This window comes from Mesorhizobium sp. P2_A12 (assembly GCF_056405075.1).
On record NZ_JBFUCU010000079.1, the window covers coordinates 1 to 1,205 of the forward strand.

The 1,205-nt window shown below is 61.2% G+C and carries 2 protein-coding genes; both read left to right on the top strand.

Going from position 1 to position 1,205, the window contains the following annotated elements; translation table 11 throughout:
- Positions 1–4 precede the first annotated feature (4 nt).
- Positions 5–301: a co-chaperone GroES gene (gene groES, locus AC1DZU_RS35555; protein WP_477292125.1), complete on the top strand. Its 297-nt coding sequence runs from the start codon at positions 5–7 to the stop codon at positions 299–301.
- Positions 302–366: 65 nt separating this feature from the next.
- A partial coding sequence (gene groEL / locus AC1DZU_RS35560) for a chaperonin GroEL (RefSeq protein ID WP_477292123.1) occupies positions 367–1,205 on the top strand: 839 nt, incomplete at its 3' end.

Here is a 1,205-nt window from a genome sequence, read left to right on the forward strand (position 1 = left end):
AAAAATGGCACAGTCGAAGTTCCGCCCGCTTCATGACCGCGTGGTCGTTCGCCGGGTCGAATCCGAATCCAAGACCGCCGGCGGGATCATCATCCCCGACACGGCAAAGGAAAAGCCGCAGGAAGGCGAGATCATCGCCGTCGGCTCGGGCGCCCGCGACGAAGCTGGCAAGCTCGTGCCCCTGGACGTCAAGGCTGGCGACCGTATCCTGTTCGGCAAGTGGTCGGGCACCGAAGTCAAGCTCAATGGCGAAGACCTTCTGATCATGAAGGAAGCCGACATCATGGGCATCATCGGCTAACACGCCGCTGCCTTTCATCCGTACCATCCAATCTGAATTTCGGGCGAAATGCCCAGGAGTACAAAATGGCTGCCAAAGACGTAAAATTCTCCCGTGACGCCCGCGAGCGCATGCTGCGCGGTGTCAACATCCTCGCCGACGCGGTGAAGGTGACGCTCGGCCCCAAGGGCCGCAACGTCGTTATCGACAAGTCGTTCGGCGCCCCGCGCATCACCAAGGACGGCGTCACCGTCGCCAAGGAAATCGAGCTTGAAGACAAGTTCGAAAACATGGGCGCACAGATGGTCCGCGAAGTCGCTTCGAAGACCAACGACATCGCCGGCGACGGCACCACGACCGCGACCGTTCTGGCGCAGTCGATCGTCCAGGAAGGCCACAAGGCGGTTGCCGCCGGCATGAACCCGATGGACCTGAAGCGCGGCATCGATCTTGCCGTGACCGACGTCGTCGCGACGCTGATCAAGAACGCCAAAAAGATCAAGACCTCGGAAGAGGTTGCCCAGGTCGGCACGATCGCCGGCAATGGCGACGAGTCGGTCGGCAAGATGATCGCGGAAGCGATGCAGAAGGTCGGCAATGAAGGCGTCATCACGGTCGAGGAAGCCAAGACTGCCGAGACGGAACTCGAAGTCGTCGAAGGCATGCAGTTCGACCGCGGCTATCTCTCGCCCTACTTCGTCACCAACGCCGACAAGATGGTTGCCGATCTCGAGGACGTCTACATCCTGCTGCACGAGAAGAAGCTCTCCAACCTGCAGGCCATGCTGCCGGTTCTCGAAGCCGTCGTGCAGACCTCGAAGCCGCTGCTCATCATCTCGGAAGACGTCGAAGGCGAGGCTCTGGCCACGCTGGTCGTCAACAAGCTGCGTGGCGGCCTGAAGATCGCCGCCGTCAAGGCGCCGGG